Source organism: Tropicimonas sp. TH_r6 (genome assembly GCF_033101155.1).
In the GTDB taxonomy this organism is placed as follows: Bacteria; Pseudomonadota; Alphaproteobacteria; order Rhodobacterales; family Rhodobacteraceae; genus Tropicimonas.
This window is the reverse complement of record NZ_JAWMPX010000005.1, coordinates 95,009-114,095: the sequence shown is the minus strand read 5'-3', so window position 1 is coordinate 114,095 and position 19,087 is coordinate 95,009. Positions and strand designations below refer to the sequence as shown.

At 62.7% G+C, this 19,087-nt stretch carries 20 protein-coding genes; 6 read left to right on the top strand and 14 right to left on the bottom strand.

All coding sequences use genetic code 11. The features are described 5' to 3' along the window. Positions 1–109: 109 nt before the first annotated feature. Both R3X27_RS07275 and R3X27_RS07270 read left to right on the top strand, forming a co-directional pair. On the top strand, positions 110–706 hold the full coding sequence (locus tag R3X27_RS07275) for a 2-hydroxychromene-2-carboxylate isomerase (RefSeq protein ID WP_317708177.1): 597 nt from the start codon (positions 110–112) through the stop codon (positions 704–706). A gap of 8 nt (positions 707–714) precedes the next feature. After that, positions 715–1,497: an alpha/beta fold hydrolase gene (locus R3X27_RS07270; protein WP_317708176.1), complete on the top strand. Its 783-nt coding sequence runs from the start codon at positions 715–717 to the stop codon at positions 1,495–1,497. On the opposite strand, the gene R3X27_RS07265 is transcribed toward R3X27_RS07270, so the two are convergent. From R3X27_RS07265 to R3X27_RS07225, 9 genes are all read right to left on the bottom strand, one after another. After that, on the bottom strand, positions 1,494–2,126 hold the full coding sequence (locus tag R3X27_RS07265; RefSeq protein ID WP_317708175.1) for a class I SAM-dependent methyltransferase: 633 nt from the start codon (positions 2,124–2,126) through the stop codon (positions 1,494–1,496). The two genes, R3X27_RS07270 and R3X27_RS07265, sit on opposite strands and share 4 nt — an antisense overlap. A 75-nt stretch (positions 2,127–2,201) precedes the next feature. Next, positions 2,202–2,423, bottom strand: a complete 222-nt coding sequence (locus R3X27_RS07260; protein WP_317708174.1) for a hypothetical protein — start codon at positions 2,421–2,423, stop codon at positions 2,202–2,204. Between the two features lie 132 nt (positions 2,424–2,555). Further along, complete coding sequence (locus tag R3X27_RS07255) at positions 2,556–3,599, bottom strand: threonine aldolase family protein (protein WP_317708173.1); 1,044 nt, start codon at positions 3,597–3,599, stop codon at positions 2,556–2,558. 250 nt (positions 3,600–3,849) lie between these two features. Beyond that, positions 3,850–4,320 (bottom strand): YcgN family cysteine cluster protein, encoded by a 471-nt coding sequence (locus R3X27_RS07250; protein WP_317708172.1) that lies wholly within the window; start codon positions 4,318–4,320, stop codon positions 3,850–3,852. Continuing rightward, complete coding sequence (locus tag R3X27_RS07245; protein ID WP_317708171.1) at positions 4,313–5,305, bottom strand: bifunctional riboflavin kinase/FAD synthetase; 993 nt, start codon at positions 5,303–5,305, stop codon at positions 4,313–4,315. Before R3X27_RS07245 ends, R3X27_RS07250 begins: the two co-directional genes overlap by 8 nt. Before the next feature lie 68 nt (positions 5,306–5,373). After that, positions 5,374–5,817, bottom strand: a complete 444-nt coding sequence (locus R3X27_RS07240; RefSeq protein ID WP_317708170.1) for a MaoC family dehydratase — start codon at positions 5,815–5,817, stop codon at positions 5,374–5,376. A 235-nt stretch (positions 5,818–6,052) separates the two neighbouring features. Beyond that, positions 6,053–6,922 (bottom strand): TIGR01459 family HAD-type hydrolase, encoded by an 870-nt coding sequence (locus tag R3X27_RS07235; protein WP_317708169.1) that lies wholly within the window; start codon positions 6,920–6,922, stop codon positions 6,053–6,055. Between the two features lie 95 nt (positions 6,923–7,017). Next, positions 7,018–8,436 (bottom strand): coniferyl aldehyde dehydrogenase, encoded by a 1,419-nt coding sequence (locus tag R3X27_RS07230; RefSeq protein ID WP_317708168.1) that lies wholly within the window; start codon positions 8,434–8,436, stop codon positions 7,018–7,020. 130 nt (positions 8,437–8,566) lie between these two features. Further along, positions 8,567–9,487 carry a manganese-dependent inorganic pyrophosphatase gene (locus tag R3X27_RS07225; protein ID WP_317708167.1) on the bottom strand — a complete coding sequence of 307 codons (921 nt, stop codon included), beginning with the start codon at positions 9,485–9,487 and terminating at the stop codon, positions 8,567–8,569. A 361-nt stretch (positions 9,488–9,848) separates the two neighbouring features. On the opposite strand from R3X27_RS07225, the gene R3X27_RS07220 reads away from it, so the two are divergent. After that, positions 9,849–10,436 (top strand): hypothetical protein, encoded by a 588-nt coding sequence (locus R3X27_RS07220; protein WP_317708166.1) that lies wholly within the window; start codon positions 9,849–9,851, stop codon positions 10,434–10,436. A gap of 191 nt (positions 10,437–10,627) precedes the next feature. Here R3X27_RS07220 and R3X27_RS07215 read toward each other — a convergent pair whose 3' ends face one another. Next, positions 10,628–10,870 carry a hypothetical protein gene (locus R3X27_RS07215; RefSeq protein WP_317708165.1) on the bottom strand — a complete coding sequence of 81 codons (243 nt, stop codon included), beginning with the start codon at positions 10,868–10,870 and terminating at the stop codon, positions 10,628–10,630. Positions 10,871–11,431: 561 nt separating this feature from the next. Here R3X27_RS07215 and R3X27_RS07210 point away from each other — a divergent pair. The 3 genes from R3X27_RS07210 to R3X27_RS07200 all read left to right on the top strand — a co-directional run bounded on the left by R3X27_RS07210 (position 11,432) and on the right by R3X27_RS07200 (position 14,442). Beyond that, the gene (locus tag R3X27_RS07210; protein WP_317708164.1) at positions 11,432–11,719 is read left to right on the top strand and encodes a co-chaperone GroES; all 288 of its coding nucleotides are present in this window, start codon (positions 11,432–11,434) and stop codon (positions 11,717–11,719) included. A gap of 57 nt (positions 11,720–11,776) precedes the next feature. Further along, entirely contained in the window at positions 11,777–13,423 is a 1,647-nt protein-coding gene (groL, locus tag R3X27_RS07205; protein ID WP_317708163.1) for a chaperonin GroEL, read from the top strand. A gap of 134 nt (positions 13,424–13,557) precedes the next feature. Continuing rightward, positions 13,558–14,442, top strand: coding sequence for a GGDEF domain-containing protein (locus R3X27_RS07200; protein WP_317708162.1), 885 nt, complete (start codon positions 13,558–13,560; stop codon positions 14,440–14,442). A 320-nt stretch (positions 14,443–14,762) separates the two neighbouring features. Here R3X27_RS07200 and R3X27_RS07195 read toward each other — a convergent pair whose 3' ends face one another. Genes R3X27_RS07195 through R3X27_RS07180 form a run of 4 tightly spaced genes read right to left on the bottom strand, consistent with a single transcriptional unit; the run spans position 14,763 to position 19,027 of the window. Beyond that, entirely contained in the window at positions 14,763–15,410 is a 648-nt protein-coding gene (locus tag R3X27_RS07195; protein ID WP_317708161.1) for a dihydroxyacetone kinase subunit L, read from the bottom strand. 10 nt (positions 15,411–15,420) lie between these two features. Next, positions 15,421–16,422: a dihydroxyacetone kinase subunit DhaK gene (locus R3X27_RS07190; protein ID WP_317708160.1), complete on the bottom strand. Its 1,002-nt coding sequence runs from the start codon at positions 16,420–16,422 to the stop codon at positions 15,421–15,423. A gap of 23 nt (positions 16,423–16,445) precedes the next feature. Beyond that, positions 16,446–17,486, bottom strand: a complete 1,041-nt coding sequence (locus R3X27_RS07185; protein ID WP_317708159.1) for an ABC transporter permease — start codon at positions 17,484–17,486, stop codon at positions 16,446–16,448. Next, positions 17,483–19,027, bottom strand: coding sequence for a sugar ABC transporter ATP-binding protein (locus R3X27_RS07180; RefSeq protein WP_317708158.1), 1,545 nt, complete (start codon positions 19,025–19,027; stop codon positions 17,483–17,485). Before R3X27_RS07180 ends, R3X27_RS07185 begins: the two co-directional genes overlap by 4 nt. Positions 19,028–19,087 lie beyond the last annotated feature (60 nt).

Sequence of the window (19,087 nt, the reverse complement as noted above, 5' to 3'; positions counted from 1 at the left end):
CGAGGATGGCATGCCCTTGACGTGACGACCGTTCCCTAGGACCCGATGCATCTGCCATTGTCAACCGGCCCCATCCCGCTAGGGTTGCCCCGAAGACAGGGAGACGCCAATGCCACAGATCGACTACTACTTCTCGACGCTTTCGCCATTCACCTATCTGGCCGGAAACCGGCTGGAAGAACTCGCCGAAAAGCACGGCGCGACCATAGCTTACAAGCCAATGGATATCATCGCGCTGTTCCCGCGCACTGGCGGCACGCCGCCGAAGGACCGGCACCCCTCGCGGATGGAATACCGCATGCAGGAGCTCAAGCGGGCGGCGAAGAAGACCGGCCTGCCAATCAACTTCAAGCCAGCCCACTGGCCGACCAATGCCGCGCCGTCCTCCTACGCGATCATCGCGGCTCAGCTTTCGGGCGGCGATGTCGGTCCGCTGGTGCAGGGCTTCCTGCGCGCCTGCTGGGCGGAGGAAAAGGACATCGCCACAGATGAGGTCGTGCGCGAGGTGCTTGGCACTGCGGGCTTCGATCCCAGCCTGGCCGATTCCGGCCTGCTGACCGGGGCCGAGATCTATGCGGCGAATCTGGAGGAAGCTGTGAACCGGGGCGTGTTCGGAGCACCTTTCTATATCACCGACACGGATCAGCGTTTCTGGGGTCATGACCGGCTCGACGATCTCGATGCCCATCTCTCCGGCGCGCTCTGAGGTTCGGAATGAGACGGATCGGGCACGGGCCGGAACAGGCCGTGGCGCTGCATTGCACGCTGGCGCATGGCGGAGCATGGGCGCCAATGGTGGCAAGTCTCGCGGACGAGCTTACCCTGCTGGCGCCCGATCTGCCGGGGCACGGCTCCGCGCCGGACTGGCAGGGCGGCGACTTTCTCGCCGCCTCTCTCGCGGTGCTGGATGCGACGCCTGATGGGCCGCGCCATGTCATTGGCCATTCCTTCGGAGCCGTCGTGGCGCTGGAACATGCGCTGCGGGCGCCGGAGCGGGTCCGTAGCCTGACCCTGATCGAACCGGTTCTCTTCGCGGCGGCCCGTTCGCCGGACGCCCGGGATGCCATCGATACCGAGAAGCAGGAACTGACCCGGCACTTTGACGCGGATGACCGCGAGGGCGCGGCGCGATTCTTCACCGGGGTCTGGGGCACCGGGCTGGACTGGGAATGCCTGCCCCGTCCGGCACGCAACCGGATCGCGGCGCAGATTCATGTCGTGCCGGACCAGACTCCGGCCCTGCATGAGGATTGTGCCGGGATACTTGCGGCGGGCCGGCTCGAAGCACTGGACCTGCCGGTGCTCCTGATCGAGGGGCGGGATAGCCCGCCTGTGGTCGCCGATATTGTCGGGACCCTCGCCGAGCGGATTGCCGGTGCGCGCCGCGTCCGGATCGCGGAGGCCGGCCACATGGTGCCGCTTTCCCATCCGGCCGAGGTCGCCGAAGTGTTTCGGGCGAGCTTTCTCCGAGAGAACCCGGCGAAGCTGAACGCCTAGGCCGGTTTGCGCGCGATGACGAAGACCGCTTTCATCGGGTCCTCGTCGGGTTGCCAGTTTTCCTCGATCTCGTAGCCTGCTGCCTCGAAAGCCGCGATCAGGTTGGTGCGGCTGAAGGCATGGATGCGTGGCAACACCCCGAGGAAATTGCCGATCGGCAGAATGACCTGCCGGAACAACCGTGCCTGCCCTTCGAGGCAGATGGTCGAGCTGATGAAGGCGCCGCCGGGCCGGAGCATGCGAAAGACATTCGCGATCACCGCGTCACGGTCATCCACAAGGTGCAGGATCGACATGCCGAGGACCGCATCGAGCGAGGAGTCCGGTTGGTCCAGCCGGTCAATGGCGGCAAGATCGAAGCTTGCATTGGCGCATCCGGCGGCCGCGGCGCGTTCCCGGCAGATCTCGATCATCTTTGGCGCGGAATCGATGCCTCTGATCTCGGCGACATGGGGAGCGTGTTCCAGGGCCGTCGTCCCGGTGCCGCAGCCGAATTCCAGCACATCCCAATCCGATTGCAGGACGGCCTGTGTGCGGTCGAGTTTCTCGCGATAGGAGGCCTGGTCCCGTATCGGCATGCGGGCATAACGACGGGCGATCCAGTTCCAGAAACGGTGCGATTGGGCCAAGTCTGCCTCCTGTTGCGATCCGGCTCCCGGTCTAACGCGGCCGCGAGGGGCGCGCAAAGCACGGTTTCGAGACCCTCAGGCGGCGAGTTGACCGTCGCGGCAAGCAGCGGCAAAGGCGGCCTGCGCCTGGGCGAGCGGGTCGCGGGCATGTCCGGGGCGGCGCCAGTCGAACTGGTCACGTCTTGCGGCGTCTGCATAAGCCGCGAGCACCGCGCCGGTTCCGGAGTGACGATGGGCCAGCCAGGCCGCGCGCAGGGCCTGACGGGACGGGGAAGGGGCGGTTGCGGAGCGTTTCATGTTTCACCTGATCGTTCTTGTTCCATGACGGACAGATGGGGACGACTCGGCGCGATTCCAGTGGCTTGTGCTGTCACCAAGGCGTGACTCGGCGAAAACCCGCCAGATCCCGCGAAACCTGTCGGAAAGCGCTCAGAGCAGCGAAAGGAAGCGGTCGGTGTCTTCGGCGCGGGCTGACCAGTCGGTGACGAAACGTGCGGCGATGGGGGCCTCCTCCGGCCCGTCTTCGAGCGTTCCGTCCCAGAGGTGGTACTCGGCCCCGGCGTCGAAGAGGCGGCGATGGGTGGCGCGCGGCAGGCGGGCGAAGATGATATTCGCCTCGGGGCGATACATCAGGTTGACACCTGGAGCGTCGCGGAAGCCGTCCGCGAGGCGCTGGCATGCGTCATTGGCCGCGCGGGCCATGTCGAGCCAGAGCGCGTCCGTGAGGTAGGCATCCATCTGGGCGGCGAGGTAGCGATGCTTGGAGAAAAGATGCGCACCGCGCTTGCGCCGGAGCTGGAATTCGCGGTCCTTGGCCGGGTCGAAGAGGATTGCCGCCTCGACGCCCATGAGGCCGTTCTTCGTGCCCCCGAAGCTGAGCAGGTCGATGCCGGCCTTCCAACTCATCTCGGCCGGGCTGCAGCCGATCTGGGACAGCGCATTGGCAAAGCGCGCGCCGTCCATATGGGTTGTGAGGTCGAATTCGCGGGCGACGTCTGTCAAGGCGCGCACCTCGTCGAGGCTGTGGATCGTGCCTTTCTCTGTGGCTTGTGTCAGAGAAACGGGGCCGCGCTGAGGGCCGTGCACATCGCGGGTCTCCTCGGCCTCGATAGCGGCACGAAGACTGGCGGGGGTCATCTTGCCATCCTCGGGGTCCACAAGGGTCAGCTTGGCGCCGCCAGAGAAGAATTCCGGCGCATTGCACTCGTCTTCATGGATATGGGAGCAGCGACTACAGAAGATCGTGTCCCAGGAGGCGCTATGGCTGGCAAGGAGCAGCGAATTTGCCGCTGTACCGGTGGCGACAAGGTGGATGACGGCGTCGGGCGCCTCGAAGATCTCCCGAACCCGCTCTGTGACCTGCTGGGTCAGGGCATCGGAGCCATAGGCGGACGAATAGCCCTCATTGGCGCGGGCAAGCGCTGCCATGACCTTGGGGTGGACGGGGCCGGTATTGTCTGACGCGAAATGCATGAGCGTTGCGTAGCCTTTGGTTGGCAGAAAGGGAAGAGCAGGGAGGTCGCACGCGCGCGCGCATCAGCGGGGAGGCTCCCGCCGGATTTGCCGCATCAAGGATGCGTTCAAAACGGTTGGGGGTGGCGCGCTGCGCGCGCGGCTTCGCGTTTGAAACAGAGGGGCGGTGGCCGGAAGTTGACCTTCGGCACGCCGCCGCGAATGAGAGTGTCGCGTCTTCAATGCGGCGACAGGCAGGCGTTCTTCGGTCTCAGAGGTCCATTTCGATCAGGTGCTCTTCCCACTCTTCCTCGGGGATGTCGAACTCCGAGAGGGTAATGCCGCGCACCGAGATTCCGGCCTCATGGACGCTGTTGGGGTCGCCGCTGAGAAGCGGGTGCCAAGGAGCCAAGGGTTTGCCCTCGGCCAATCGCCGATAGGCGCAGCTTTGCGGCATCCAATAGGCGCTTTGGGCGATGTTCTCGGCGGAGAGTGATACGCAATCGGGCACGAATTGATGCCGGATGTCGTAATGCGCACACCGGCAGGTCGCGTCATCCAGCAGCCGACAGGCGATCCGGGTGAAGACCACTTCGCCGGTCTCGGAATCTTCCAGCTTGTTGAGACAACATTTGCCGCAGCCGTCGCAGAGCGCTTCCCATTCGCGCTTGGTCATCTTGTCCAGCGGCACACGCTCCCAGAAACGGGGGCGCAGTGGAGGATCTTCCTTGCGCTTAGCCATGCGTCTTTGAAGCCTCATGGCCCAGTGGGAAGCCTGCCAGAGGGATGTCGGCGAGGATTTCGCGCGCGCTCTGTTCGTCGCTCCGGATCTGGGCGATCAGCGCGTCGAGCCCATCGAATTTCTGCTCCGGACGCAGATATTGGACGAGACCGACCGAGAGGTGTTCGTCATAGAGGTCGCCTTCGAAATCAAGGAGATAGGTCTCGATATTCGGGGTGTTTTCGCCAAACATCGGGCGGATGCCCATCGAGGCAACGCCCCGGTAGTTGCCCGCATGCGGCCCGGTCACGATCTCGACCAGCACTGCGTAGACGCCGAATTTCGGCGGGTGGATGGCAGAGATATCCATATTCGCGGTCGGATAGCCAAGGCCGCGGCCACGTTTCTCGCCATGCAGCACGGGTCCTTCGATACGGTGCCAGTGCCCCAGCATTGCGCCGGCCCTGCACGGCTGCCCGTCGCGCAGTGCGTTGCGGATCGCGGTGGAGGAGACGCGCTCCCCGCCATTCTCCAACCCCAGGAGCGGGGCGATGGTCACGTCGAACCCGTGGTGCAGGCCCGCCGCGCGCAGGGTCTCCGCATTGCCCTTGCGCCCCTGCCCATAGCAAAAATCGGCGCCGACCGTGACGCCGGTCACGCCGAGTCCCTGCGCGAGGACGGTGTCACAAAAGGCCGTGTCGGTCAGTCCGAACAGTGCGGTGTCAAAGGGGATTTCATAGAGCAGATCGACCCCCAGCTTCTCAAGCCGGTGGGCCTTGGCTTCGGCATTCATCAGCCGGAACGGAGCGGTGTCAGGGCGGAAGACCTCGCGTGGATGCGGCTCGAAGGTCAGCACGGCCAATGGCGCGCCCCTGACCTTGGCGGCATGCCGGGTCAACTCCAGCACGGCCTGGTGGCCGCGATGCACGCCATCGAAATTGCCGATCGCCGTACAGGCGCCGCGATCGGCCTCGGTGACCCGGGAGAGGGAAGTAATCCGCTTCATGCGCTTCCCCTAGCCGCGAGGCAGTCCAAGCGCAAGCCGTGGATCGCCTCCCGGAAGAGCGCTGGGGATCAGTCCAGCTTGCGCGAGGGGGCGAGCACGTTGGCCTCGCCGCGCAGCACGGGCTGGTCGTCTATCTTGGCCTGGGTCCAGAGCTTGACCTTGCGCTTCTTGTGGTCGATCTCCGCCACCTCGACCTCGACTTCCACCATGTCGCCGGGGCGTACTGGCGCCATGAATTTCAGCGTCTGGCCGAGATAGATGGTGCCATGGCCGGGCAGTTGCTCGCCGATCACGGCCGAGATCAGGCCGGCGGTCAGCATGCCATGGGCGATCCTGCCCTTGAACATCGTCTCCTTGGCATATTCCTCGTCGAGATGGACCGGGTTGTGATCCGTCGACACCTCGGCGAATTTCTCGATATCTTCTTCCGTGATCAGTTTGGTCAGGCCACGCTTCATCCCGATTTCCAGATCTTCGAGGAAGATCGTGCCACGGGGATCATTGTCGAGCATCATGACATTCCTTTGCACTATTGGCATCTTCCGTACCGGATATCGCCTTCTGCTGCAATGCAGAAAGAAAGAATGCGCAAAGCTGCTATGCGTGTGGAGAAAGAAAGTTTCTCAACCCTCGGGTGTTTTCGCTATCAGACGTCGATTTGTCATTTGGTTGTCAATTCTGGCGCTAACGTTTCTGCGCTGCGGCGCTAACATGTGGCGGTCGCAGAATATTGTTGCGCGGGTCGGTTCAGCGGAAGAAGCCGATCGCGTAGGTAACCGACATCTGATGCGACGAAAGGTAGTCTTCCAGCGCCTCCGGTTGCGGCTGACTTTGCGTCAAGGTTTCCTTCGCCGCCAACCCGCCGGTGATGAAAAGCACATCGAGACCTTCGCCAACGGCCCCTTTCACGTCGGTGCCGATACCGTCGCCGATGCAAATGATTCGGTCGTCGGGCACCTCGGCCAGCTCCGCGAGCCGACGCCGGGCGAGATCGTAGATCGCCGGCTGCGGCTTGCCGAAGTAGAGGCTTTCCCCGCCCATTTCCGTGTAGAGCTTGGCCAACGCACCGGCGCAGTATTCGCGCTTGTCGCCGCGATCAACGATGAGGTCCGGATTGGCGCAGAGCAGCTTGAGTCCCTGCGTCTTGGCATAGAGAAACTGGGCACGATAATCCTCCGGGTCACCGCCGCGTTCGAACAGGCCGGTGACGACCACGCCCTCGGCTTCTTCCAGCGGAACGCGGGTGATCTCGACCGGGCTGTCGACCATGTTCAACGGTTCGAAAAAAGGCAGGTCGCGCTCTTCGCCAATATGGAAAACCTTGTTGCCGACAGCGCCGGAGAACAGCGCCAATCTGGCGGAGTCGCCGGAGCTTGCAATGCTGTCCCAGCAGTCTTCGGGGACGTTGAAATGCTCGAGTTGGGCGGCGATGGAGGCCCGCGGACGGGGCGCGTTTGTCAGCAGCACGACCTTGCCGCCCTGGGCACGGAAGGCGCGGCAGGCTTCGACAGCCTCCTCATACGCGGAGACGCCATTGTGCATGCAGCCCCAGAGATCGACAAAGGCGGCGTCATACATGGAGGAGATCTCGGCGAAGCTCTCGATGATGCGGGTCATGGTGCCTCCGGGGCCTGTTAGGGCGCTATCAGCGCTTGTCTGCCGCGCTATATCGCAGGCGTTCGGGCGCCGATAGGGGCTCCGGGCGTGGCGCCTCAGCGCAGCAGGAACCGGGCGGCCATGCGGGCGAGTTTTCCGTAGGGCGGGCGCAGCAGGCGGGCGCCGTGGTGAGGTGCGGGCTGGAAGACCCCCTTGGCATGGCTCAGCCGCCGGAAGCCTTCGACGCCGTGATAGGCGCCCATGCCGCTCTCGCCGACACCGCCGAAGGGGAGTGTGTCCACCGCGTAGTGCAGCATTGCGCCATTGACGGTGACATTGCCGGAGATCGTTCCAGTGAGCAGGGCATCGATGTTGGTCCGGTCCTGTCCATAGATGTAGAGCGCCAGCGGGTGTGGGCGGGCATTGACGAAGGCGGCGGCCTCTTCAATGCTCTCGCAGGTCAGGATGGGGAGGAGGGGGCCGAAGATTTCCTCCTGCATGATCTCCATTTCCGGCGTCGCGCCGAGGATCAGCGCCGGGCCGAGGGCACGGGGATGCGCTTCGTTGCTGGCGGCAAGCGGCGCGATGATCTCTGCGCCCTCAGCGCGGGCGTCGTCGAGCAGGGTGTGCAGGCGTGCAAGATGCCGGTCGTTGACGATGGTTGTCAGGGCTGGATCTGCCAGCCCTTTGGGGAAGCTCTTGCGAATGGCGACCGAAAAAGCCTCGGCGAAGGGGGCGACCTGGTCGGGGCGTGCCAGCAAATAGTCGGGCGCGATGCAGGTCTGGCCGGCATTGACCGTCTTGCCGAAGGCGATATCGCCTGCCGCCAGCGCGAGATCGGCATCCTCGTTCAGGATCACAGGAGACTTGCCGCCAAGCTCCAGCGTGACCGGGGTCAGGTTGGCGGCTGCGGCTTTCGCAACGTGGCGACCGGTGGCGGTGGAGCCGGTGAAGAAGAGATGATCGAAGGGCAGGGCGGAAAAAGCGGCGGCGACCTCGGGGCCGCCCTGGATCACGGCGACCTCGTCTTGTGGGAAGCTGTCGGTCAGCAGGGCGGTCAGGGCGTCGGCGGTGGCCGGTGCGAGTTCGGAGGGTTTGAGCATGGCCCGGTTTCCGGCGGCCAGCGCTGTCGCAAGCGGGGTGAGCGCAAGCGCGACGGGGTAGTTCCAGGCGGACATGATGCCGACCACGCCAAGCGGCTGATAGTGGAGCCGGGCTCGGCCGGGCTTCATCAGCATCGGTGTGGAGCGGTATTTCACCGCCATCCAGCGGCGCAGGTTGCTGCGCATATGGGAGATCGCCTGCACGGTCGGACCGAGATCGATGATCGCGGTTTCTTCGGAGGCCCGGTTGCCGAAATCCTCGCGGGCGGCGTCCTGCAGGCGCTTGCGATTGCGTCCGATGGCCTGTTTCAGGCGCTTGAGCGCGGCGCGGCGGGTGGCGAGATCGGGGGGAGGCTCGGCGCGGAAGGCGGCACGCTGCCGGGCGAGGATCTCTTCTCCGGCAATGGAATGTGAAACGGTTCCGTCCGGCATGTCTGGCTCCCAGTCCGTTATGGTCCGAAGATGGGCGCCGCGCCGGGGCGGGTCAATGCGACTGATGCGGGTCCGCCAACAGAAAACGCCCGGCTGAGGGCCGGGCGTTGCTGGTGATTTGTCCGACGGATCAGACCTTCAGGTTCGGGATGATCTGCTTCTTGCGGCTCAGGATGCCCGGCAGAACGACCGCGTCGCCTGTCACCAAGGCGCCGAAGCTCTTCTCGGCAACGCCCTTCACGACATCGTTCGGGATCAGCATCGTGGCTTCTTCCTTGAGGATGTCGATGACGAAGAGCAGGACGTGATCGATCTCGTCTTCGGCGCAGACGGCGGCCATGGACTCCATGATCGAGGCCTTGCGATCCAGCGGGATCTGCGGCGCGGTGGTTTCCAGTACGGAGACGCGGAACTTGAGGCCGTCGATCTCGTTGATCTTGGAATCCATCCGGATCAGCTCGGCATCGGAAAACTCGGACACGTCCGACTTGGCTTCGAACATCTCGGAGGCATAGGCGCCCATGTCGATGCCAAGATCGGCGGCCAGTTTCTCGGCCAGTATCTTGTCGACATCCGTGGTGGTCGGCGAGCGGAATTCCATCGTGTCGGAGAGGATGCAGGAGAGCATCGCGCCTTTGATGGCCTCGGGCATCTTCGCGGCATCGTCGCCCATCAGGTCATACATGATGGTCGCGGTGCAGGCGAGTGGACGCATGGTGATGTCGATCGGCGACTTGGTCTCGATGCCACCGGTCAGCTTGTGGTGGTCGATGATCTGGAGCAGGTCGCAGGCATTGATGTCGGCGGGCAGTTCGGCGGGGTTGTTGGTGTCGACCACGACGCAGGGAGCGCCTTCGCCGGCAAGCTCGATGATCTCCGGCTTGTCGAGCGACCAGCGCTTCAGCATGAAGGCAGCTTCGGTGTTGGGTTCGCCCAGCAGCTTGGCGTCGGCGGGAGTGCCTTTGATCTCGGAGAGATACCAGGCCCAGATGATGGCGGATCCGGTGGTGTCGGTGTCGGGGGCCTTGTGGCCGAAAACCTTGATGGTCATGGGGCAATTTCCGTCGTCAGAGGTACAAATCGTCGCCCTTGTAGCGGGAAGGGGACCCGCTGTCATGGGGCGATTGGGCGCGCTGACGAGAAAATGCTGCGTCGCAGCAAGATCGCTGGATACTCTTTTGTGGCTCTGGCGGCGTGCTGTTCGAGGTCCGGCGCGGATGACGACGCTGCTCCGATGAAATCCCGGCCTGCGGACACGTCCCCGTCTCAGGCACGCAGGCCCGCCTGCGGAAACGACGGGACGTTGTCTGCAAGGGGCAGGCGAAGCTTGTCAGAACAGGGAGTTGTGAGCATTGTTGGCGAAGCGGGGCGCCCCTGCGAGATTTACCGGGCGCGAGGCAAAGGGAGAGAAAATGCTTAGCAAATACCTTAACAAGGGCACGAAGATCATGGGCCTTGCGGAACTGGTGAATTCGGGTCGGCCCGCATTCGATGGCTGCTACCGCGTTGTGCCTGTCGGAGCGTCAATGGTTGTCGAGTTTTTCGAAGCTTCGAAGCGCACGGATCTGGGGTCGATGAAAAAGGTCCGCATCCTTCCTTACCGGCCCGGAATGATCAATCAGGTTGCACTTGGCGGGCAGGAAGCGATCAGCGGTGAATTCACCGGGTGCGTGATGACCCTGTACAAGAAACAGGGTGCCCTTACGGCCGGACATGTGGACACCAATCCCGATACCTCGCAACGTGACGCCTACGCGGATCTGTTGTCCGCCAACGGGAATGAGGCTGTGGCCGAATATGACACGTCCGGAAAGTTGACTGCCTATCCCGGTGTCGATGGTTCGACCCTGCTTTTCTGTGTGGCAACCTCCAGCGCGGTTGACCACTATTTCGTCTCCAAGAGCAGTCTTGGCGTCTCCAAGAACGTCAAGGCGAACCCGATGATGGGGACGAAGGGCGGTTGGCAGATCCGGAGCGAAGCCGTCTACACCGTTCTCTAAGGGCGCTGCGCGTTTGCCCGCATGCATCCCGGGGTCGCGCCCAACTTGGCGCGGCGGGTGATCGGGGGAACGACGGTTGCGGCGCCTCGTTCTCTCAGGGCTTTGGAAATGGTTTCTTATCTGCGGAAACTGCGTGCGGTCCAACGCAGGTCTCCGCCCCGAAAGGTGCCGGGGCGGAGCATTGATATGGTTTACGGCATCGGCATGGTGCGCAGCCAACCGACCCAGCGGGGGAACCAGTCCCGGATCCGGCGCGCGGGGCGTGCCGGTTCAGGGGCAGGACGCTCGGCATTGTCGAGCATGGCCGCGATCTCGGCACGGACGGCCGGGCTTTCGGGCAGGTTGACACTCGCATGCAGCAGGTAGGCGTCGCGCCGGAACCGTTCAGCGTTTATGTCGTTCAGAATGGTGATGTCGGTGATGGGCGGAATCATCGTGAACCTCGTGATTCATAAATTTTTGGTCCTGTTCGGCGAGATGGCCGGAATGGGTCGGCGCCTCTGCGGGGCGTCGGAGGGAATTTCTGGTGCTGGTCATAAAGACACCTCTCTTGTTGGGTTTGTGCATGGGTGGCCCGCCTGTGGCGGGGCCGAAAAGGGAATGGGTCTCCGGTGGGCCGGACTCGTCGCGGATCATTCAAGGGCCGAAGCGGCAGGGAAACGCTTGCGAGGTTTCCGTGGCATCAGGGGCGATTGAGAGAGCTGTCGGGAGGACGGCCTGCGCGTGGCATGGCCGGAGAGCTGAGGCCTGGTCAGCAGGCGTGGGAAAGATTGCTCATCATGTACGGGTCCTCCTCTCGCGACTGGCGAGGTGGGCCGCACCTAGCATGTTCGACCGAGTCTCACTATATGACGTTCCGATCAGGCGCGAATTTGTGACTTTTCTGCCGCGACGCCTGTTGACTCGTTTCCTCACCTTGCCTAAATGCCCTTCGTTAGCACTCGCCTGTAGCGAGTGATAAAAGCGAAACACCTAGAACGTAGGAGCGTTCCGACATGGCATTTACTCCGCTGCATGACCGGGTTCTGGTCGAGCGTGCCGAAAGCGAAGAGAAAACCGCTGGCGGCCTGATCATCCCCGATTCTGCCAAGGACAAGCCTGCTGAGGGCATCATCGTTGCTTGTGGCGAAGGCGCCCGCAAGGACAGCGGTGAGCTGATCCCGATGTCCGTCAAGGAAGGTGACAAGGTTCTGTTCGGCAAGTGGTCCGGCACCGAGGTTACCCTCGACGGCAAAGAGCTGCTGATCATGAAGGAAAGCGACATCATGGGGATCATTTCCTGATCCCTGGCGTCGCGCCATCCCCTTCCACGAAATTCAAGTATTCAGGAGTAGCAACCAATGGCTGCTAAGGACGTCAAGTTCGAATCCGAAGCCCGCAACAAGATGCTTGCTGGCGTCAACATCCTGGCCGACGCGGTCAAGGTGACCCTCGGCCCGAAAGGCCGCAACGTCGTTATCGACAAGTCGTTCGGTGCCCCGCGCATCACCAAGGACGGCGTGACCGTTGCCAAGGAAATCGAACTCGAAGACAAGTTCGAGAACATGGGCGCTCAGATGGTGAAGGAAGTCGCTTCCCGCACCAATGATGAGGCCGGCGACGGCACCACCACGGCCACCGTTCTCGCCCAGGGCCTCATCCGCGAAGGTCTCAAGTCGGTTGCCGCCGGCATGAACCCGATGGATCTCAAGCGCGGCATCGATCTCGCCGTTGCCAAGGTTATCGAGAACATCAAATCCTCCGCTCGCGAAGTCAAAGACTCCGACGAGGTTGCGCAGGTTGGCACCATCTCCGCCAACGGCGAAGCTGAAATCGGCCGTCAGATCGCCGACGCGATGCAGAAGGTTGGCAACGAGGGTGTCATCACCGTCGAGGAGAACAAAGGCCTTGAGACCGAGACCGAGGTCGTCGAAGGCATGCAGTTCGACCGTGGCTACCTGTCGCCCTACTTCGTGACCAACCCGGACAAGATGATTGCAGATCTCGAAGACTGCATGATCCTGCTGCACGAGAAGAAGCTCTCCTCGCTCCAGCCGATGGTTCCGCTGCTCGAGACCGTTATCCAGTCCGGCAAGCCGCTCCTGATCATCGCTGAAGATGTCGAAGGCGAGGCCCTGGCCACGCTCGTCGTCAACAAGCTGCGTGGCGGTCTGAAGATTGCAGCCGTCAAGGCACCGGGCTTCGGCGACCGTCGCAAGGCCATGCTGCAGGACATCGCGATCCTGACCGGCGGCCAGGTGATCTCCGAAGACCTCGGCATGAAGCTCGAGAATGTCACCATCGACATGCTCGGCACCGCCAAGAAGGTCACGATCACCAAGGACGAGACCACGGTTATCGACGGCAACGGTGAAAAGGCCGAGATCGAAGCCCGCGTTTCGCAGATCCGTCAGCAGATCGAGGAAACCTCCTCGGACTACGACCGCGAGAAACTCCAGGAGCGTGTTGCCAAGCTGGCCGGCGGTGTTGCCGTCATCCGCGTCGGTGGCATGACCGAAGTGGAAGTGAAGGAGCGCAAGGACCGCGTCGATGACGCGCTGAATGCGACCCGTGCTGCCGTTCAGGAAGGTGTTGTTGTCGGTGGCGGTGTTGCCCTGATCCACGGCGCCAAGGAACTGGCTGGCATGGAAGGCGAGAACTCCGACCAGAACGCCGGTATCGCCATCGTCCGCAAGGCTCTCGAAGCCCCGCTGCGCCAGATCGCCGAGAACTCCGGTGTCGACGGTTCTGTCGTCGCCGGCAAAATCCGCGAATCCGACGATGCGAGCTTCGGCTTCAACGCCCAGACCGAAGAGTATGGCGACATGCACGCTTTCGGCGTCATCGACCCGGCCAAGGTTGTCCGCACCGCGCTGGAAGACGCTGCTTCTGTCGCTTCGCTGCTGATCACCACCGAAGCCATGGTTGCCGACAAGCCGGAGAAGCCGGGCGCCGGTGGTGCCGGTGGCGGCATGCCGGACATGGGCGGCATGGGCGGCATGATGTAATTGCCCCCATATCGGGAAAGATCGGGAAGGGGTCGCCATTTGGCGGCCCCTTTCTTCGTTCGGCCGTGTGTGCCGGCCGGATCTTGATCATTCCTTAAGATGCCGGACCTAGGCTGAGTGCGGAGGTGTGGTTCATGCGACTATATGATCAGCTGAACAGGTTTCTGCCGGAATCCTACGTCGCCAAATTTGTTGCCATTCTGGCGGTGGCGCTGGCGATGCCGGTCCTCGCTGCTCTTCTGGTGCCAACAGGCACGAATGCGGGCGTCGCAACATTGATATCGGCCGCTGTCGTTGCCGGGATCGTGGCGCAGCGTGCGATTGCAGAGCTGCTGGCGCCGCTTGCAAAAGTATCGGACTCCCTTCAAAGGACGGAAGCAGGGTATCGAGCGCGCGCCTTGCCGGAGTGTTATCGGGACGAGCTTGGCCTGCTGATGGAATGCGCCAACCGGATGGCGGTCCATCTGGACAAGCAGCTTCACATCGCCGCGCAGGAAGCCGAACGGGATCCGCTGACCGGCCTGCTCAACCGACGCGGTCTTGAGCGGCGTATGCCGACGACCCGGCCGGGCGCGATCCTGGTCATCGATCTGGATCGGTTCAAGGACATCAATGACGAGTTCGGTCATGCGGCTGGCGACCGAATCCTGATGAACGTATCCGATCTGCTGGCAACCACCTTTCGAAGCGGCGACGTGTTGGCCCGGATCGGTGGCGAGGAGTTTCTCGCCTGTCTACCGGGCGCGACATTGGAGGATGGGCGCCAGGCTGCGGAGCGTGTCAGGATTGCACTCGAGGACCGCGTGGCGATCGAAGGGCGCGGCGTAACCGCATCCATCGGGGTCGCGTGCGGTCACCGTGGGGTCGCTGGCTGGCAGGTCCTCGAGGCCGCGGACCGGGCCGTGTTCCAGGCAAAATCCACGGGTCGCAATCGCGTCGTATGCGCTAAGGCGTTGTACTCCGACAGTGAGCGCGGTTCCGCCGCAGGCGGTTTGCTGCTGCACCGTCCCGGTGGATAGCTGGTGGACCACCAGACGCTCTCGTTGAAGGCCGTTCGAATGCCGAGCGACCGCTGATCCATCACCACAGTCTTTGCCTTCGAGGCCACGAGAGGAGTCGCATCACGGATCGGGCGACGGCGGCCTCAGAACGCGCCTCTCCAGGCATGTCAAAGACGAAAGGGAACCTTCGGTCTGTAGGGGGGGCTGACGCAGTTGCACTTGGCACGTGAGCGAGGAAAATTGCCGGTGACGGATCATTGAAACCGACCGAATGGACTCCCCGAATTTAAAGACAGGCGCTCGTGAGCGCCTGCCCTGTTCGCAAGGTCGGTAGACGTTCAGTTCGCTGCTTCTCCAAGGAAGATTTCGAGTTCTTCCGCAAGCATGCAGGCAACCGTTCCTCCGGCATCCTGAACGCCTCGGGACTTCTCCTGGAAAGCGGCGGCCTTGCCGTGCTGTGCGACAAGCTCCTTTGTGGCTTCCAGCGCGTTGGAAGCTGCCTGCGCCGCTGCCGCACCGGCCATCTCAAGTGTCGCGCCCGCCTCGGCTTGTGCTTCATAAGCGCGGGCAATCGGATCAAGCACGTCGAGGACGGTCTTGTCCCCGAGCTGCGCCTTGCCGCGCATCGCCACACCATCGGCATAGGCGCGCCAAAAGGCGGCGAGACCGGCCACGTCAAGCACCTCGGCATCCGCCAGGGCCTTGCCGCCGCGCAGGAACCCTGTTGCCATCAGCGTGCCCATGGTCGAGGGCGCGGCTTTTGAAATCGCGCCACCGGCCTGCTTGAACTGGGTCGAGATGTCGGCGTCGGCGAACTCGCCGACCACTTTGTCGCGCGCTGCCATGAAGGCCTTGGACATGGTCAGGCCGAGATCGCTGTCGCCGACCTTGCCATCCAGCGCGATAAGCGCGTCCCGCTCGGCTTCGAACCGCGCGGCGAAACGCTCGAAGAGGCCAGGTAGGGTTTTGGCGTCGAGAGATTGCATCAACGTCTCCTTACTTTGCGAAATAGGAAAAGAAGGGCGTGTCCGCCTCGGTTGCAATCAACGGTTCCAGCTCGTCATCCAGATGCAGGATGGAGATCGAGAAGCCGGTCATTTCCATCGACGTCGCGAATTCACCGAGCCAGACATGGCGTATCGTCACTTTCTTTTCGTCCATGAGTTGGCCGACACGACGGTAGAGGATGTAGAGTTCCTCCTTCGGCGTGCCACCGAGACCGTTCATCAGGATCGCGACCTCGTCGCCTTCCGCATAATCCTGCTCGGCGAAGATGCGTTCCATCATCTCGTCGACCACGTCATTGGCGGGCGCCAGCGTCTTGCGCGAGATGCCGGGCTCGCCATGGATGCCCATGCCGATTTCCATTTCGTCCGCGCCGATCTCGAAGCCAGGCTTGCCGACCTCCGGCACGATGCAGGCAGAAAGTGCAACACCCATGGTGCGGGTGCGGGCTTTGGCCTTCTCGGTGATCCGGGCAACTTCGGCCAGCGGCAACATCTGGGCCGCGGCCGCGCCGGCCGCCTTGTAGAGGAAGAAGATGCCGGCCACACCGCGCCGCTTGTGCTCTTCGCCGACCACGGAAGAGGCAACATCGTCATTGCCTGTGACCGAGACGGTCTCGATATCGTCCAGTTCGACAAGCTCGCCGGCCATGTCGAAATTCATGATATCGCCGGTATAGTTGCCGTAGAGATAGAGCACACCCGCGCCCTGATCGACATAGCGGGTGATCTCGGCGAGCTGATCAGCGGAAGGCGATTGGAAGACGCCACCGACGCCGCAGCCATCCAGCATGTTCTTGCCGACAAAGCCGAGGAAGGTGGGCAGGTGGCCGGAACCGCCACCGGTGACGATGCCGACCTTGCCAGGCACCGGATCGGCGGTCACGTAGCAACGCAGGTCGTCGGCGGTGTAGGTGACGTCCGGGTGGGCGCGGTAGATCCCTTCGAGCATCTCGTCGACGAAATCTTCGGGGTTGTTGAGGAACTTTTTCATCGCAGTCTCTTTCTTGCGCGGGATTATTTTTGCTGACGTTTCACGAAGAAGGCCGCAGCGAGGAGAATGAAGCCGCCGACAACGACTCGCTGCCAAGTCGATGGGATACCCACGAGCACAAGGGAATTATTGACCACCGTGATCAGCAATACACCCGTAATCGTGCCAAATACGGTGCCGGTGCCCCCCGTGATGCGCGCGCCACCGAGGACCACGGCCGCGATCACCTCGATTTCGGTTCCGACCAGGTCGAACGGGTTGGCCATGCGGTTGGCACAGACATGGATGATGCCAGCCAGCCCCGCCAGCGCGCCGGTGAAGGCGAAGACGAACACATGGACGATGCGCTGATCGTAGCCGAGCCGTTCGGCGACATCGGCGTTCCCACCGGTGGCAAAGATGGCGCGTCCCATGAGCGTCTTGTTGAACATGTACCATGTGACGATGGCTGCAGCGGGAAAGATGAGGAAATACATCGGCAACGTGACGATTGCCCCGTTGGCGCTCTCGAATTCCAGAAGTGAGGCCTTGCCGAAAGCGATCATCTGGGGGGGGAGTTCCATCAGCCAGACGGTGCCGATGAAGGCAAGAAGTATGCCACGGAAGAGATATTGCGTGCCGACGGTGACGATCAGCGAAGGCACTTTCAGTGTGTGGACCATCCAGCCATTGAGCGCTCCCAGGCCGGCGCCGCCGATCACCGTCGAGGCGACGATGAGCGCCATGGGGGCGGTCGGCCAGACATTGATGACGAAGAGCGTGGCCGAATACATCGTCAACGCGGCAATCGCGGGGAAGGAGACGTCAATGCCGCCGGCCGCCAGGATGGCGAAGACGCCGAGAGCGAACAGCCCGGTGACCACACTTGCCCGTCCCATGTCGATCAGCGAGGACGCTTGCAGGAACGCGGGATTGATCGCTGCCACGGTGATGCAGAGCACGATCAGGATCGTGAGGCTCACCAGCTCGGGGCGGCGCCGGAACAGCTCACCGATGGAGGGGCGGGGGCTGTTTTCTTCCGGCGTGGGGATCGGGGTGTTGGACATGTCTTGAACCATTGTCATTCGGCGGCCTCCCGGCGACTGGCCAGCATGGAGCGGTAGATCTGCTTCTCATCCGCCGTGTTGGCGTCGAGTTCATCGACCATTTCGCCCCGGTTCATCACCAGGATGCGGTCGCAATTCTGCAGCAGTTCCGGCAGGTCATCGGAGACGATGATCAGCGAGATGCCGCGTTCGGCCATCGCCTGCACGGCGCGGTAGATCGAATCCTTGGAACCGACATCCACGCCCACTGTCGGACCGTGCAATACGAGGATCTTTGGCTCGATGGAGAGCCAGCGGCCAATCAGCACTTTCTGCTGGTTGCCGCCCGAGAGCGCGCCGACGGGGAGGTCGATATCCTTGGTGTTTACGGTCATCAGCTCGGAAATACGTCGCGCCTCGGCGCGCCCCTTGCGGGCGTTGATCATGCCGAACGCGTTGGTGAGTTGGTTGAAAATCAGCGTGATTTCATTTTCGAGGATGGATTTCTGGATAAATAGCCCTTCGGAGAGCCGGTCTTCGGGCACATAGCCGATGCCAAGTTCGATGGCGGCGGCAGGGGATGGGATGCGCGTCGGCTTTCCTTCGATCTCGATGCTGCCCTTGGAGAGCCCGAGATGCCCGGCGAGCGCCATGGCCAGCTCGTTGCGCCCCGAATCCGAAAGCCCGGTGATGCCGAGGATCTCACCCTTGCGGACCGAGAAGCTTATGTCGAAAAACGCCTCGCCCGAGTTGGCATCGCGCACCCGTACCATTTCGCCGTCCATGGGCTTGCCTTGCCGGTAACGCAACGCTTCGATCTCGCGTCCGGTCATCAGCTTGGAGAGATCGGCGCGGGAGTAATCTTCTATCTTGCCCTGGGCAACACATTGCCCGTCGCGGAACACGACCACCTGTCCGCCGATCCGGTAACTCTCTTCCAGCTTGTGGGTGACGAAAAGCACGGCGACATTGCTCGCCCGCAGCTTGGCGACCAGTTCGATCAGCGCGTCGACTTCCTTGCGTGTCAGCGAGGTTGTCGGTTCGTCCATGATCACCAGCCGCGCCTTCGAGGCAATCGCGCGCGCAATGGCCACCCGCTGCCGGATCGCCAGCGGCAGTTCGGCGGTGGGGGATTTCATCAGCTTTCGCGTCGGCTCCAGACCGACATTGCGGATCGCCTCCGCCGCTGTTTCGGCGAGCAGCGTCTTGTTCAGCCCGCGCATCAGGCGCCCCTTGCCAGAGACAAGCTGCTGACCGAGCGCGATATTCTCTTCGACCGTCAGGTTGGGAAGCAGGGAGAGATCCTGATAGACGGTCTCAATCCCCGCCTCCAGCGCCTGAATTGGCGAGAGGTTGTCAAAGGTGGTGCCGTCGAGGATGATGTCGCCCTCGCTCGGCGCATGCACGCCCGAGATCACCTTGATCACGGTGCTCTTGCCGCAGCCATTCTCGCCGAGCAGGTGATAGGCCTCACCTGGGTCGATGGTCATGTCGACGCCGCGTAGCGCATGCACACCGCCGAAACGTTTGTGAATGCCGCGAAGCTCCAGCAAGTGCTTTTCTGTGTCAGGTTGGGACATTGTCTGCCTGTTTCCGCCGCCGATACGAGGTGAAAAGGTGCGCGCCGGCCCTCATTGGGG